We start from the raw sequence: 15,089 nt of genomic DNA, 5'->3' as shown, positions 1-15,089 counted from the left end.
GCGAGCTTGCTCGCGAACGGATTCACCGGCAGCGCCAGTGTTGGGCGGTTCGCGAGCAAGCTCGCTCCTACAGACTGCGTATCTCATGGAACGAGGAGCAGATAATGAAAAAGGCGCCCGCAGGCGCCTTTTTCACATCGAGGCGAAGGATCAGCCGCGGGTGCCGCTCAGCACCTTGCGGTAGAACAGCACGCAGATCGCCACGAAGACCACCAGGCCGAGCCACTGCGCGGTGTTCTCGAAGCCGTCGCCGACCAGCGCCAGCGGCGCGGCAGAACCGGTGGTGCCGATGATGGCGGCGAGCAGGATGCCCATCAGGCTCTCGCCGACAATCAGCCCCGAAGCCAGCAACACACCACGGCGCTTGGGCTCATCGGAGAATTTCTCCACATCCTTGCCGGCTGCCACCGCGCGCTTGGCCAGGGCGGTTTCCAGCAGCCAGCCGATCACGGCGCCGACCACCAGGGTCATACCGATGGTCGGCGGCAGGTAGATGCCCAAGCCGACCGCCAGCACCGGCAGGCTGGCCTTGCCGGTGCGGCGCAGCAGCACGTCCACCAGGATCAGTGCGATGCCCAGCGCCACGCCGATGAGGATCATGTTCCAGTTCAGCGCGTTGTGGAAAATCCCACTGGCGATTGCCGTCATCAGCGTCGCCTGCGGCGCGGCCAGCGCGGCGTTCGGGTCCATGCCTTCACGCGGCAGCGCGCCGGTGAAGCCGTAGGCATTGAACAGCAGCTCCAGCACCGGCGGGATCACCAGCGCACCGACCAGGCAGCCGACGATCAGCGCCACCTGCTGGCGCCAGGGCGTGGCGCCAACCAGGTAACCGGTCTTCAGGTCCTGCAGGTTGTCGTTGGAAATCGCCGCGATGGCGATCACCACCGAGGTGGTGAACAGCGCCAGGGCGATGGCCAGCTTGCCACCCTGCTGGTCGAGGAAACCGGTTTCCAGTGAGCCGACGCCGAGGATCAGCAGCGACACCAGGATCACCGCGATGATGCCGATACCGGAGATCGGGCTGCTTGACGAACCGACGAGGCCCGCCATGTAGCCGCAGGCGGCGGCGATCAGGAAGCCGAAGAAGAAGGCGAAGATCACACAGACCGCTACCAGCCCCCAGAAGCCGAAGCCTTTCAGGTCCGGCGCGGCCTCACCGAGGAAGTAGGAAAAGACCACGAACAGCGCTACCAGCAGGAAACCGGCGATGGCGACTATCCATTTCGCGGAGAGGTCCTGCTCGGTGCGCAGGTCGCTCACCTCGCCACGCCCGCGCACAGCGCTGAGCGACGACCAGACGCCCTGCACCATGGGCTTGAACAACGTCGCCAGGGTCCACAGCGCAGCGATGCCGATGGTGCCGGCGCCGAGGAAGCGCACCTGGCTGCTCCACAGTTTGGTGGCCAGTTCCGGCAGGCTCTGCCCGGCGGCCAGTACGCTGTTCACCGAAAGCAGCGGTACCGCCACGCCCCAGGCGATGACCACGCCGATCAGGATGGCGATACCGGCAGTAATGCCCATCAGGTAACCGGCGCCCACCAGCGCCAGGGAGAAGCCGGTGGACAGGCGGAACGCCGCCTGCCCGGCGGTCAGCCAGAAACTGAAGCCCTCGGCGAGCACCTTGAAGCCGCTGCTGAGCAGGCTGAACGCGGCGGCAACCACACCGCCGGCGAGGATGTCGCGCAGGCCCGCGCCACCGGCTTTCGCAGGCTTGCCGGCTTTTTCCTCTTCCTCGTCCTGGCTGCCGACCCGGAGGATTTCCGCCGCCGCCACGCCCTCGGGGTACGGCAGGCTGCTCTGTACCACCATCACCCGACGCAGCGGAATGGTGTAGAGCACGCCGAGGATGCCGCCAATGGAACAGATGGCGGCCGTCTGCCAGAACGGGAAACCACTCCAGTAGCCGATCATCAGCAGGCCGGGGAGGATGAAGATGATCGAGGACAGGGTGCCGGCCGCCGAGGCCTGGGTCTGCACCATGTTGTTCTCGAGGATGTTGGAACCGGAGAAGTAGCGCAGCACGGCCATGGAAATGACCGCCGCGGGAATCGACGAAGCGAAGGTCAGGCCGACCTTGAGGCCGAGGTAGACGTTGGAGGCGGTGAATACCACGGTGATCAGCGCGCCGAGGATCAGACCGCGAACCGTCAGCTCGGCGAGGTTGGACTCGTCGGGAATCCGTTCTTGCATGTAGGCAATCTCTTTATGAAGCGAAACTGCCAAAGCGTAGGACAGTGCGCCATTCACCGCGACCCGGAATGGCGACGATTGCGGTCTGCGATGCGGCTTTGTTGCCGCAAGTCACGGGGATGACGGTAATTTCCGAGTCGCCGCGCCGTCTGTAGGAGCGAGCTTGCTCGCGAACGGATTCCAGGATGACTCCGGAGTTATGCGGTTCGCGAGCAAGCTCGCTCCTACAAATCAAACCGCCAATTCCGTGTGGCGAACTCAGAACGGCTTGTCCCCGAGAATGGTCGCGCGGTGCATCACCCGCCGCTGCGGGCGGTAATCATCCACCGCGTAGTGCTGGGTCACGCGGTTGTCCCAGAAGGCCACGTCGTTTTCCTTCCAGCGCCAGCGCACGGTGAACTCCGGACGCGCGAAGTGCGTGAACAGCAGGTCGAGGATGGCGCGGCTTTCCGCCGGTTCCAGCTCGTTGATGCGAGTGGTGAAGCCGTCGCTGACGAACAGCGCCTTGCGCCCGGTGACCGGGTGCGTGCGGATCACCGGGTGGCTGCGTGGCGGGTTTTTCCGCCGCGCCTCCTCCAGCCGCGCGAGGTCCGCGTCGGTGGCGCCAAAGCGCTCCTGGGGGAAGGACTTGCTGATGTCGTGGGTCGCGGTGAGGCCGTCGAGCAACTGCTGCAGTGGCTTCGACAGTGCCTCGAACGCCGCGATGCCGCTGGCCCAGAGGGTGTCGCCACCGTAGGGCGGCAGTTGCTTGGCGGCCAGCACGGCGCCCAGCGCCGGGGTCTCCAGGAAGGTCACGTCGGTGTGCCAGATGGCGTTGTCGCGCACGTCGGTGACGGCGGTGTCGAGGACGATGACTTCGCGCTGCTCCGGCGAGCTGGGGTAGATCGGGTGGATGTGCAGGTCACCGAAGCGCGCAGCGAAATTCGCCTGCTGCGTCGGCGTCAGCGGCTGGTCGCGGAAGAACAGCACCTGGTGATCGAGCAGGGCCTGCTCGATCTGGCGTTGCGCCGCGTCGTCCAGCGGATCGGCCAGGCGCACGCCGGATACGACGGCGCCCAGGGCCGGGCTGAGGGGTTCGATGGTCAGGCTGGTCATGTTCGTGTTCTCTCGTGAGGTTCACGGGAAGAGCCGTGCTCTCCCCTGCCCCTCGCCTGCGTGGCGAGGGCGTCGGATCAGTGTTCTTGAAGAAGAAAGCGGTTATTCCCAGGAGGCGAAACGCTTCTGCAGCCAGCGCAGCCCAAGCTCGAAGCTCAGCGCGATGGCGGCGATCAGCAGGATCCCCAGCACCACCACATCGGTGGCGAGGAACTGCGCGGCGGACTGCACCATGAAGCCCAGGCCGCGGTTGGCGGCGATCAGCTCGGCGGCGACCAGGGTCGACCAGCCCACGCCCAGGGCGATGCGCAGGCCGGTGAGGACCTCCGGCAGCGCGCTGGGCAGGATCACGTGGCGCACCACCTGCAGGCGGCTGGCGCCCAGGCAGCGCACGGCCTGGATGCGCGACTTGTCCACGCGGCGCACGCCGGCGGCAGTGGCGATCAGCAACGGCGCAAACAGCGCGAGGTAGATCAGCAGTACCTTGGACAGCTCGCCGATGCCGAACCAGATGACGATCAGCGGCAGGTAGGCCAGCGGTGGGATCGGCCGGTAGAACTCCACCAGCGGATCGAACGCGGCGCTGACCAGTGGGTTGAGACCCATCAGGATGCCCAGCGGAATCGCCGTGAGCACTGCGGCGCCCAGCGCCAGCAGCACCCGCAGCAGGCTGGTGCCGACGTGTTGCCACAGCGAGGCGTCGACGTAACCTTCGGCCAGTACACGCTGGAGGGCTTCCACCAGTTGTTCCGGGGCAGGCAGGAACAGGGTGTCGACCCAGCCCAGGTGCGTGGCCAGCCACCAGAGCAGGAAAACCCCGACAACGCTGCCGGCGGCGGCCCAGCGGCGGTAATCACCCGGTACGCTACGGGCTTTCGGCACGGCGGCGGGGAGTTTGGCGGCGAGGGTATCAGTGGGCATGCTCGGCCTCCGGTTCTTCCAGAAACTCATCCAGCAGGAGTTGGCGCAGACGCGCGAATTCCGGGTCGGACTTGATGCTGCGCACCGGCTCGCCAGCGGCGTAGCGGCGGGCGAAGTCCAGTGACAGGCGCTTGACGATGCGCGCCGGCGGACCGTCCATCACCACCAGGTCGGTGGCGAGGAACAGCGCTTCATCGACGCTGTGGGTGATCAGGAACAGGCCCTTGCCGGTCTTGCGCCACAGGTCCAGGGTCAGCACCTGCATGCGCTCGCGGGTCAGCGCGTCGAGCGCGCCGAAGGGTTCGTCGAGCAGGAGGAAATCCGGTTCCACCGCCAACGCACGGGCGAGGCCCAGGCGCTGCCGCTGGCCACCGGAAAGTTGCGAGATGCGGTAGTCCGCGTGCTCGCCCAGGCCCACCAGCTTCAGTACTTCGTGGGCACGAGCATTGCGCTCCGCAGCGCCAACGCCGCGAATGCGCAAGCCCAGGGCCACGTTGTCCAGGGCATTGAGCCAGGGCATCAGCGCGTCGTCCTGAAACACCACGCCACGCTCGCCGCCAGGGCCTTCGAGGGTCCGCCCGTCGATCTGCACGCGGCCACTGTCCGGCGCCTGGAAGCCTGCCAGCACGTTGAGCAGGCTGGATTTGCCGCAGCCGGACGGGCCGAGCACCACCAGGGATTCGCCCTTGGCCAGGCTGAGAGTGAGGTCCTGCAACACGACGCGCTCGCGTCCGCGCTGCTGGAACGTGAGGCTGACCGCCTCGGCCGTCAGACGGCTCATGTTCTGCCCTCCGTAGGGTGAGAAGAAATACGTGAAGCTTTTCTGTAGGAGCGAGCTTGCTCGCGAACCCAGGTCTGCTCCGAAGCTCAGGCAGGTTCGCGAGCAAGCTCGCTCCTACGAAGAGCAGCTGATCAGCGCTGGCCGACCTGCACGCTCTCCGCCTGGCGCACGTATTCCGCGCTGACGTAGGGCGAGTAGTCCTTGAGTACCGAAGGCACACGCTTCTGCTCTTTCAGGAAGGCTGCGGTACCGGCGATGTCCTTGGCGGTGCCACCGCCCAGCAGCGCGGAAGACAGCTGCGCCTGGGATTCGGGGAAGGCGGAGCCGGCCAACAGTTCGGGCACGTCCTTCGGATCGGCGCCGGTCAGCTTGGCGATCTTTTTCACCTGCTCGGAATCGGCGGTCCACTGGGCCTTGTGGGCGTTGTAGTCGGCGAAGGAATCCAGGCTCACGCGGGCGAACTTGGCGATGACTTCAGGGTGCTTCTCGGCGAAGTCCTTGCGCGCTACCCAGACCTCGAAGGTCGGTGCGCCCCACTGGCCGACTTCGGCGGCGTCGGTCAGCACCTTGCCGGATTTCTTGATCTCGCCCAGGGCGGGCGACCAGACGAAGGCGCCATCGATGTCACCACGACGCCAGGCGGCGGCGATCTCGGTGGGGTTGAGGTTGACGATCTTCACCTTGCTGGGGTCGATGTTCCAGTGCTTGAGCGCGCCCAGCAGGCTGTAGTGCGAGGTCGACACGAAGGGGGTGGCGATGGTCTTGCCGACCAGGTCTTCGGGCTTCTCGATCTTGCTGCCGTTGCGCACGACCAGCGCCTCGGCGGCATTGATCTGCGCGGAGACGATGAAGGCGACGATCGGCAGGCCGCGCGAGGTAGCGGCGGCCAGCGGGCTGGAGCCGAGGTTGCCCAGCTGCACGTCACCCGAGGCAATCGCGGCGACCACTTCCGGCCCGCTGTTGAAGCGGCGCCAGTCGAGCTTCTCGCCGATGACCTTTTCATAGGTGCCATCGGCCTGCGGAACCTTGGTCGGGTCGATGCCGGTCTGGTAGCCCAGGACGATGTCGGCGAACGCGGCACTCTGGAAGGACAGGGCAGCCGCAACAGCGACGCCGGCCAGGGCACGGCGTACGAAACGAGGTTTGTTCATGGTATTTCCTCTGAAGATGACGGCGGTGCCGGCCTCACAGAGGGGACGGACCACGGGACGGGATTCGATGGTTTGCAACAGGTGTCCGGCGGTCCGGTATAGCTAGATTACCGATATAAAAAACTTCGAATAAATAATTTTTAGTTCTTAACTTATGAGCGCCAGCGCTTGCCTCGATTCGGCTACAGCCCCCGTGCCACGGCGCCTCAGGTGGCGCCAGCGTGCACCCGGGCGCGGGTGCCTTCTTGGCGCAAGCCGACTTGTACCGCCTGTTGTGCTACTGCAGCGGTCTCCGCGACCAGGGTTGCCAGCGCCGCGCTACGGCTGAAGCTCAGGCCATTGCCCGCCGCCTGGGCTGACTCGAAGGCCACTGCCGACTGTTCGGACAGCCGCAGCCCCAGCGCCAGCAGCCGCTGCAACTCCCCCGCCGCCGTCCGCGGCGGCAGGTTTTCGAAGGTCTGCACGGCTAGGCCCAGGGCGATATTGGCCTGCAGCAAAGCGGCAAGGCTGCCGCGCAGTTGCGCACGGGGCGTCCACGGCAGACCTGGCGGCAACAGGATGTCTTCGGGATGCAGGCGCACTTCGTGGCAATGCAGCAGGCCGCCGCCGTTGGGCTCGAAGCGGTCCAGCCCGCTGCGATCGGCCGGCAGTGCGGCGATCAGCAAACCCTCGCTCGGCGCGTGACGCGCCGAGATCAGCAACCAGTCCACCGCCTCGGCGCCGAAGCAGTCGTGGCGCCCACCCTGCAACAGAAAGCCGCCGCGCCGATGCTCGCGCGCCAGCAGGCGGTTTTCCTGGTGATCCACCGCCTCGCCCCACAGCCATTCGCGTTCCACGCTGAGCGGCAGCAGGCGCTCGCGCTGCTCGACGCTGCCCAGCAGCAACACGCTGGCCAATTGCAGGTGATGCAGGGCAAACAGCCGCGCCAGCGTGCCGTCGCACTCGGAGAGATCGCGCAGGGTCTGCAGCACCTCGTCCCAGCCGGCGCCGCGCCCGCCGTACTCGCGCGGCACGGACAGGGCCAGCAGGCTGGATGCGCGCAGGGCGTCGCTCCAGCGCTGGGTGGGAGGGAGTTGGGAATAAGTGGAAAGCGGCACCACCAGGCTCATGCACACCTCGGCTCGAAGGGGTGGATCAGTGGCCTGGGCGTATGGCGCGCGGGTGTACTGAAAGGAAAGAACAACGGCCTCCGAATGGAGGCCGTTACATACCCTAGCGAACCGCGCGATGCGCGCGAAATAACCTTTCGGGCTTAGCTCATGCCGCGAGTCAGACGGCTTCCTTGCGCCGCCACTGCGGCAGGCCGATCAGCACCACGGCGCTGATGATCACCGCCATCGCCAGGGACTCTGCCAGGCCGATATGCTCGCCGGCGAAGACTACGCCGAGCATCACCGCCACCGCCGGGTTGACGTAGGCGTAGCTGGTCGCCGCCGCCGGGCGCACGTTGGCCAGCAGATACATGTAGGCGCTGAAGGCGATGATCGAACCGAACACCACCAGGTAGGCCAGCGCGCCCCAGCCGGCAGCCGATGGCATCTGCTCCAGGCGCTCGCCGCTCAGCAGACTGCCCAGCAGCAGCACGCCGCCGCCGACCAGCATCTCCACCGCGCTGGCCATGGCGCCGCCGGGCAGGTCCAGACGCCGGCTCCACACCGAACCGAAGGCCCAGGTAGCCGCCGCAAAGATAATCAGCGCGGCACCCGCCGGACTGCCCTGCAGGTTCGAGCCGAGGTTGAGCAGCACGATGCCGAACAGGCCCAGGGCAATGCCGGCCCATTCCAGCGCATTGGTGCGGTTGCCGAAGAAGCGCCCGAACACCAGGGTAAACAGCGGCACGGTCGCCACCGCCAGCGCCGCCACACCCGAAGCCACGCCCCAGTGCTCGGCCACCGTCACCCCGCCATTGCCACAGCTGAGCAACAGGATGCCGATGGCGCCCGCCGACAAGCACTGCCTGAAAGTCGGCAATGGCGCCCCGCGCCAGAGCATCCAGGCGAACAGGATCGCCCCGGCGATGATGAAACGGCAGCCGGCCATCAGCATCGGCGGCCAGGACTCGACGCCAATGCGGATCACCAGGTAGGTCGAACCCCAGATGAAATAAAGGGCGAAGAAGGCAGCAATCAGGGTCAGTGAGACGCGGGCTCTGGGCATGGGCAGGGTGGTCATGAAAGGGGCTCGACAAGGCGGGTGGGGCGATTCATTTTATGCAGGCGCCACCCCACGGATAAGGCACAGACAACGCCAATACTGGCGTAACACTTTTCAATCGATGGATTTTCCGGCTCTTTTCCGTTGAATCTGTTTTAACCAGAATGCCGAGGCAAGACTGATGGACAAATACGACCGCGCCCTGCTCGCCGCCCTGCTGGAAGACGGCCGCCTGTCCTTCGCCGAACTGGCCCGGCGTATCAACCTGTCCCCTCCCGCCGTGGCCGACCGCGTGGCGCGCCTGGAAGCCGAAGGGGTGATTACCGGCTACCACGCCAGCGTAGACCTGTCGAAGATCGGCCGTTCGATCCAGTGCCTGATCGAGATGCGGCTGAACGACCACCGCAGCAAGACCATGCTCGACCCGCTGCTGGATATCCCGCAGATCATCGACTGCTACCGCATCACCGGCGAAGCCTGCGTGATGCTCAAGGTGGCGGTCAGTTGCACCCAGGAGCTGGAGGAGCTGATCGACCGCCTCGCCCAGTTCGGCACCAGCAAGACCTCGCTGGTACTGTCCACGCCATTCGCACGGCGCATCCATCCGGCAATGTTGCAGGGTGGTTGAGGTGGGTTTCTAGAAGGGAATTGCAGGAGGAAGAGGCTCTCCTACGGCAGCGACCTGGCGAGGCCCCGCCCGCCGGCTTTCTGTAGGAGCGAGCTTGCTCGCGAACAGCCCGAACTTCGACGTAACCGGTGTTCGCGAGCAAGCTCGCTCCTACAGCCCCTCGCAGTTTCGTAGGGCGGATAACGCGCCAGCGTTATCCGCCACTCCCCTATCGGCGGATAACCTGTTCCAGGTAATGCGCCCTACGCTCTGCTCTTCGTAGGATAAAAAAAGGCGGCGCCGCTTGCGCGGTGCCGCCTGAAGTCACGGAGTTGCTACATCGTGGGGCGGCGAAGAGGGCCGTCCCGTTGTATTGGATTACCGTTCGATGATCGCGGTCACACCTTGGCCTCCCGCAGCGCAGATCGAGATCAGTCCGCGACCTTTTCCGGCGGCGTCCAGCAGCTTGGCCAGGTTGGCGACGATGCGCCCACCCGTAGCAGCGAACGGATGGCCGGCTGCCAGCGAACTGCCCTTCACGTTGAGCTTGCTGCGGTCGATGGAACCCAGCGGCGCGTCCAGCCCCAGGCGTTCCTTGCAGTAGTCCGCGTCCTCCCAGGCCTTGAGGGTGCACAGCACCTGGGCAGCGAAGGCCTCATGGATTTCGTAGAAGTCGAAGTCCTGCAGGGTCAGACCGTTGCGCGCCAGCAGGCGCGGCACTGCGTAGACCGGCGCCATCAGCAGCCCTTCGTGGCCGCCGACGAAATCCACCGCCGCCGCCTCGCCGTCCCTGAAATACGCCAGGATCGGCAAGCCGCGCGCCTTCGCCCACTCCTCGCTGGCCAGCAGCACCACCGAGGCGCCATCGGTCAGCGGTGTCGAGTTGGCCGCCGTCAGGGTGCCGCGCGGGCCCTTCTCGAATACCGGCTTGAGGGTGCCGATCTTCTCCAGGTTGATGTCCGGGCGCAGGTTCTGGTCGCGCACCAGGCCGCGGAACGGTGTCAGCAGATCGTTCTGCCAGCCCTCGTCGTAGGCGGCAGCCAGCTTGTGATGGCTCTCGTAGGCCAGCTTGTCCTGCTCGTCGCGGGGGATGGCCCAGGTCTGCGCCATCAGCTCGCAGTGTTCGCCCATCGACAGCCCGGTGCGCGGCTCGCCGTTCTTCGGAATGTGCGGCATCAGGTGACGCGGGCGAATCTTCAGCAGGCTGCGGATTTTCTCGCCGTTGGACTTGCCGCGATTGGCCTCCAGGAGAATCTTGCGCAGCCCTTCGTTGACGCCGATGGGCGCGTCGGAAGTGGTGTCGACGCCGCCGGCGATGCCGCAGTCGATCTGCCCGAGGGCGATCTTGTTGGCCACGAGGATCGCTGCTTCCAGGCCGGTGCCGCAGGCCTGCTGGATGTCATAGGCCGGGGTTTCCGGCGCCAGGCGCGTGCCCAACACGCATTCGCGGGTCAGGTTGAAGTCGCGGGAATGCTTGAGCACTGCGCCGGCGACCACCTCGCCCAGGCGCTCGCCATGCAGCTTGTAGCGCTCGATCAGGCCATCCAGCGCGGAGGTCAGCATCTCCTGGTTGCTCGCCGTGGCATACACGGTATTGGAGCGGGCGAAGGGAATACGGTTGCCGCCGACAATGGCGACCCGGCGCAATTGGGTCATGCAGAGCTCCTACAAGGGTGAGCGTTGAAGTGCGGTCAAGGCTAACCTTAGCCGCTTGTGTCGCATTGGCCGCCCCGCCGTTGCGCAGGTCAGCGCGGTCAATTGCGTCGAACCCCTGCCTGCGTAGAGTGGTCAGCACTTTAGAGAATCCGTTCAGGAGCCCGTTCCATGACCGATCGCTACATTGCCTTCGCCAACTCCAACGTCGGCCGCCGCCTGGTCGGCGCCCTCGGCCTGCCCGCTCCGGTCCGCCTGGAGCGCTGGAGCGCCGGGCGCACGCGGCCGGTGGACGGCGCGTTGCTGCTCGGTGGCGAGGGCAACCTGAACGAGGCCGTGCTGCCGTTCGCCGAGCGCCTGACCGATTCGATCTTCGCCTTCAGCGATGGCCAGTACGGCCTGCCGCGCTGGACCGCCGAGCACGGCCCGAAGCTCAAGGCCATCGTCTTCGACGCCAGCGGCCTGACCCGCTTCGAGCAGACCATCGAGCTGCGCACCTTCTTCCAGGGCGCGCTCAAGGGCCTGGACAAGTGCCCGCACGTGGTGATCCTCGGCCGCGCGCCAGAGTCGATCAAAGACCCCATCGCCGCTAGCGTCCAGCGCAGCCTGGAAGGCTTCAGCCGCTCCCTCGGCAAGGAAATCCGCCGCGGTGGCAACGTGCAGTTGGTGTATGTCGGCAAGGGCGCCGAGGACCAGCTCGAAGGCGCGCTGCGCTTCTTCCTCTCGCCCAAGAGTGCCTATGTGTCCGGGCAGGTGGTGCGTCTGTCCGCCTACGACAAGCAGGTGCAGGACTGGAGCCGCCCGCTGGTGGGCAAGCGCGCGCTGGTGACCGGCGCTGCCCGTGGCATTGGCGCGGCGATTGCCGAAACCCTCGCCCGTGACGGCGCCGAGGTGGTGCTGCTGGACGTACCGCCAGCCAAGGAAGCCCTCGACGCCCTCGCCGCGCGCCTGGGTGGCCGTGGCGTGGCGCTGGATATCTGCGCGGCGGATGCCGGCGCGCAACTGGTAGCGGCGCTGCCCGAGGGCGTCGACATCGTCGTGCACAACGCCGGCATCACCCGCGACAAGACCGTCGCCAAGATGAGCGAAGCGTTCTGGAACTCGGTGATCGAGGTGAACCTGAAAGCCCCGCAGGTGCTGACCCAGGCCCTGCTGGACGCGAACAAGCTGCATGACGACGGCCGCGTGGTGCTGCTCGCCTCCATCAGCGGCATCGCCGGCAACATGGGCCAGACCAACTACGCGGTGAGCAAGGCCGGCCTGATCGGTCTGGCGCAGGCCTGGGCGCCGGCGCTGGGCAAGAAGGGCATCAGCATCAACGCGGTGGCGCCGGGCTTCATCGAGACCCAGATGACCGCCGCCATCCCGCTGACCATCCGCGAGGCCGGTCGACGGATGAATTCCATGGGCCAGGGCGGCCTGCCGCAGGACGTCGCCGAAGCCGTGGCCTGGTTCGCCCAGCCGGGTTCTGGCGCAGTGAGCGGCCAGGTGCTGCGGGTCTGCGGGCAAAGTCTGCTGGGCGCCTGATCCGCTCCAATTGACTCCACCCGTAGGATGGCGTGGAGCGCAGCGATACCCATCAATCCCTGCGACAGCATGGGTATCGCTTGGGCTCCACCCATCCTACGAACTGGAATTCCCCTGCGCCGCTCCTAAAAGATCAGCGTTAAGGATCAGCGTTGTAGGGCGGATAACCTGGAACAGGTTATCCGCCGGCTCCTTCATGGCGGATAACGCTGGCGCGTTATTCGCCCTACGCGAAGCCTCTCTCCCCTGTCTTCCCCGCAGGAGCGGGCAATGCTCTTGGCCCGGCCCCCAGCGCCGTAGGGCGCATAACCTGGAACAGGTTATCCGCCGGCTCCTTCATGGCGGATAGCGCTGGCGCGTTATTCGCCCTGCGCGAAGCCTCTCTCCCCTGTCTTCCCCGCAGGAGCGGGCAATGCTCTTGGTCCGGCCTCCAGGCCGGCCAACGGCAGCGTTGATCGATCAGCTTCGCGCCGCCACCAGCTCGCGGAACTCCTCCGCGCTCACCCGGTGGTCGCCATTGCGGTCCGCACGCACGATCAACGCCGGTTCCTGGGTCATGAACTCCGCCTGGCTGACCTTGCCGTCACCGTCCTGGTCCGGCCAGGCGATGGCATTGGGCGCGACGTTCACGCTGGGATTCGGCGGCGTCACTTCCTCGCGGGTCAGCAAGCCGTCCTGATTGCGGTCCAGCCGGTGGAACATGCGCACGCGCATGGCGGACAGGTCTTCGGCCTCGATGAAGCCGCTGCCATCGCGGTCCAGACGGGAGAATGCCGTCTCGCCCATTTCCCCGGCGAAGGCGCAGGGTGCGGACAACAACAGGACGGCAGGCAGCAGGAAGGCTTGGCAGATTCGGCTTTGCATCGGGCGTACCTTGGCGGGAATTGACCGGCAAAGCCTATCCAGGGGCGGGCTCGAAAGGGTTCGATCACTCCGCCGGCGGTTGCGGGCGGCCGCGGCGGCGGAACTCCACGGGGGTCTCGCCGACCCAGCGCTTGAAGGCGCGGTAGAAGGTGCTCGGCTCGGAGAAGCCGGTGCGTTCGACAATCACCTCGATGCGCTCGTCGGTCTTGAGCAGCAACTCCTTGGCCAGGCGGCAGCGGTAGTCGGTGACCAGGTCGTTGAAGCGCACGCCGGCCATGGCCAGGCGCTCGCGCAGGCGGCGAGCCGGCATGTCGAGACGGGCGGCAACCTGCTCCAGCGTCGCACCACCATCCACCAGCAGCACGCCGATCAGCTCGCGCACCTTGCGCACCAGGTCCAGCCGCTCCACTTCCGCCAGTTGCCGCCGCGCCAGGGATTCGTGCATGCGCAGCAGCTCCGGCGCGGCGTGGCGCGAAGGCTTGTCCAGGACATCAGCAGCGAACACCAGGGCATAGCGATCGGCACCCAGCACCGCGGGGCAGCCGTAGACCTGCCGGTAACGATCGGCGGGGGCGCCCTCCTCGTGCATCAACTGCACTTCGTGGGGCTTGAAGTCGCCTTCGGTGAGCGCATGGAACAGCCGCACCACCGCTCCGGCGAGCATCTCGGGGAAGTGTCGGTTGGTACCGGCGGTGTGGCCGAGCAGCAGCACGGCCTTCTCCCCCTCTACTTCCAGGCGGGCATTGAGGGTATCGGAGAGCAGGCGCACGTAGCGCAGGGCATGGCGCAGGCCCTCACCGAAGGTGGCGCTGGAGAGGAACAGGTATTCCAGCAGCAGGCCGTGGAACGCGGGCAAATGGCCGGCCAGGTAGAGGCCGACATGCTCTTCGCCGCACTCTTCGGCGGCAGCCTTCCAGAACAGGTTCTGTGCGCTGTGGGGGAATCGTCCGGCAGGCAGGCTGCCGGCGGGCAGGCCGACGCGAGCCAGCACGCGGTCAGGATCGCTACCGCTGGCGCGCAGGGCGTCGATCACCGGGCGCATCAGCGCCACATCGTCGGTCAGATCACGCATGGTGTTTTTTCTAGTTATCCATGAGGCGGCCCCATCTTAGGCAGCTTTCCTATCGCCCCTCAAGAGAATCAGGAAGCAGGTTGAGGGAAATATCCGAGCAATCTGACAGTCACATTGACTTGCCTGCCGCGCGCCGCGTTGCCACGGCCAATGCCCACGCCTGAGCGGCGGCTAAGCTGAATGAATGCCCCTCAGGAGATACCCGATGCCCCGCGATTGGCTTGACCTGTCCGCCCCACCCGCCCTCACCGGCCTGTTCGCCCGCGCCGCCGTGCGCCGCGGCGTGCGCGGCCGCAGCCTGCCGACACGCGGCCTGCGCTGCCCGATTACGGTCGATCCGAAGCACCTGGAGCGCTATCGCAAGGTCTGTGGCTTCAGCGACAACCACCTGCTGCCGCCCACCTACCCGCACATCCTCGCCTTCGGGCTGCAGATGGGCCTGCTGACCGACGCACGCTTCCCCTTCCCGCTGCTCGGCCTGGTGCACCTGGAAAACCGTATCAGCGTGTTACGCCCTCTCGGCGGGCTGGGACCGTTCAACGTCAGCGTGCGGGTGGATGACCTGCAACCCCACGAGAAGGGCGTGACCTTCAGCATCATCACCCAGTTGCACGACCAGCTCGGCCTGCTCTGGGAAGGCGACAGCCGCATCCTGTTCCGCGGCATGCGCCTGGACGGCACGCCGCCAGCCCGCGAGGAAGTGGCCGAGCTGCCGCTGGAGCAGATCGACGCCTGGAATTGCCCGGCGGACATCGGCCGGCGCTACGCCCGCGTGGCCGGCGACTACAACCCGATCCACCTGTCCGCCGCCAGCGCCAGGCTGTTCGGCTTCCCCCGCGCCATCGCCCACGGCCTGTGGAACAAGGCGCGCAGCCTGGCTGCGCTGGGCGAACGCCTGCCGATGGCCGGTTATCGGGTCGACGTACGCTTCCAGAAGCCGGTCCTGCTGCCGTCCCAGGTCAACCTGCTGGCCAGCGCGCCTGCGCCCTCCGGGCAGTTCAGCCTGCGCGGCAAGGACGACCTGCCGCACATGGCCGGCAGCTGGAGCCCGCTGGACGTTTGACGCGCCAGGCT

The 15,089-nt window shown here is 66.5% G+C and carries 13 protein-coding genes; 3 read left to right on the top strand and 10 right to left on the bottom strand.

Annotated elements, in window-relative coordinates:
- Positions 1 to 150 precede the first annotated feature (150 nt).
- From N5C91_RS14790 to yedA, 7 genes are all read right to left on the bottom strand, one after another.
- On the bottom strand, positions 151 to 2,190 hold the full coding sequence (locus N5C91_RS14790; protein ID WP_236198937.1) for an oligopeptide transporter, OPT family: 2,040 nt from the start codon (positions 2,188 to 2,190) through the stop codon (positions 151 to 153).
- Between the two features lie 258 nt (positions 2,191 to 2,448).
- Positions 2,449 to 3,285: a taurine dioxygenase gene (gene tauD / locus N5C91_RS14785; protein ID WP_236171418.1), complete on the bottom strand. Its 837-nt coding sequence runs from the start codon at positions 3,283 to 3,285 to the stop codon at positions 2,449 to 2,451.
- 102 nt (positions 3,286 to 3,387) lie between these two features.
- Positions 3,388 to 4,206, bottom strand: coding sequence for an ABC transporter permease subunit (locus N5C91_RS14780; protein WP_279830246.1), 819 nt, complete (start codon positions 4,204 to 4,206; stop codon positions 3,388 to 3,390).
- Positions 4,196 to 4,987, bottom strand: a complete 792-nt coding sequence (locus N5C91_RS14775) for a taurine ABC transporter ATP-binding protein (RefSeq protein WP_037015270.1) — start codon at positions 4,985 to 4,987, stop codon at positions 4,196 to 4,198. Before N5C91_RS14775 ends, N5C91_RS14780 begins: the two co-directional genes overlap by 11 nt.
- Before the next feature lie 131 nt (positions 4,988 to 5,118).
- Positions 5,119 to 6,138: a taurine ABC transporter substrate-binding protein gene (gene tauA / locus N5C91_RS14770; protein ID WP_236171416.1), complete on the bottom strand. Its 1,020-nt coding sequence runs from the start codon at positions 6,136 to 6,138 to the stop codon at positions 5,119 to 5,121.
- 206 nt (positions 6,139 to 6,344) lie between these two features.
- Entirely contained in the window at positions 6,345 to 7,247 is a 903-nt protein-coding gene (locus N5C91_RS14765) for an acyl-CoA dehydrogenase family protein (RefSeq protein ID WP_236171415.1), read from the bottom strand.
- A gap of 160 nt (positions 7,248 to 7,407) precedes the next feature.
- Positions 7,408 to 8,295 carry a drug/metabolite exporter YedA gene (gene yedA, locus N5C91_RS14760; protein ID WP_236171442.1) on the bottom strand — a complete coding sequence of 296 codons (888 nt, stop codon included), beginning with the start codon at positions 8,293 to 8,295 and terminating at the stop codon, positions 7,408 to 7,410.
- Positions 8,296 to 8,473: 178 nt separating this feature from the next.
- Here yedA and N5C91_RS14755 point away from each other — a divergent pair, with 178 nt between their 5' ends.
- Positions 8,474 to 8,920: an Lrp/AsnC family transcriptional regulator gene (locus N5C91_RS14755; RefSeq protein WP_236171414.1), complete on the top strand. Its 447-nt coding sequence runs from the start codon at positions 8,474 to 8,476 to the stop codon at positions 8,918 to 8,920.
- A 357-nt stretch (positions 8,921 to 9,277) separates the two neighbouring features.
- Here N5C91_RS14755 and N5C91_RS14750 read toward each other — a convergent pair whose 3' ends face one another.
- Positions 9,278 to 10,555: an acetyl-CoA C-acetyltransferase gene (locus N5C91_RS14750; RefSeq protein ID WP_279830245.1), complete on the bottom strand. Its 1,278-nt coding sequence runs from the start codon at positions 10,553 to 10,555 to the stop codon at positions 9,278 to 9,280.
- A 168-nt stretch (positions 10,556 to 10,723) separates the two neighbouring features.
- Between N5C91_RS14750 and N5C91_RS14745 the strand changes: the two genes are divergently transcribed.
- Complete coding sequence (locus N5C91_RS14745; RefSeq protein WP_236198943.1) at positions 10,724 to 12,079, top strand: 3-oxoacyl-ACP reductase; 1,356 nt, start codon at positions 10,724 to 10,726, stop codon at positions 12,077 to 12,079.
- Positions 12,080 to 12,538: 459 nt separating this feature from the next.
- Here N5C91_RS14745 and N5C91_RS14740 read toward each other — a convergent pair whose 3' ends face one another.
- Both N5C91_RS14740 and N5C91_RS14735 read right to left on the bottom strand, forming a co-directional pair.
- A complete protein-coding gene (locus N5C91_RS14740) occupies positions 12,539 to 12,943 on the bottom strand; it encodes an EF-hand domain-containing protein (protein WP_279830244.1) in 405 nt (134 codons plus the stop codon).
- 64 nt (positions 12,944 to 13,007) lie between these two features.
- On the bottom strand, positions 13,008 to 14,015 hold the full coding sequence (locus N5C91_RS14735; RefSeq protein ID WP_279830243.1) for an AraC family transcriptional regulator: 1,008 nt from the start codon (positions 14,013 to 14,015) through the stop codon (positions 13,008 to 13,010).
- A gap of 205 nt (positions 14,016 to 14,220) precedes the next feature.
- Here N5C91_RS14735 and N5C91_RS14730 point away from each other — a divergent pair, with 205 nt between their 5' ends.
- Positions 14,221 to 15,078, top strand: a complete 858-nt coding sequence (locus tag N5C91_RS14730; RefSeq protein WP_279830242.1) for a MaoC/PaaZ C-terminal domain-containing protein — start codon at positions 14,221 to 14,223, stop codon at positions 15,076 to 15,078.
- Positions 15,079 to 15,089: the final 11 nt, after the last annotated feature.

Origin of the sequence: Pseudomonas sp. GD03903 (assembly GCF_029840045.1) — a bacterium.
GTDB lineage: Bacteria > Pseudomonadota > Gammaproteobacteria > Pseudomonadales > Pseudomonadaceae > Pseudomonas > Pseudomonas pseudonitroreducens.
Note: the sequence above shows the minus strand (reverse complement) of the source record. Positions and strands in the feature narration are given on the sequence as shown.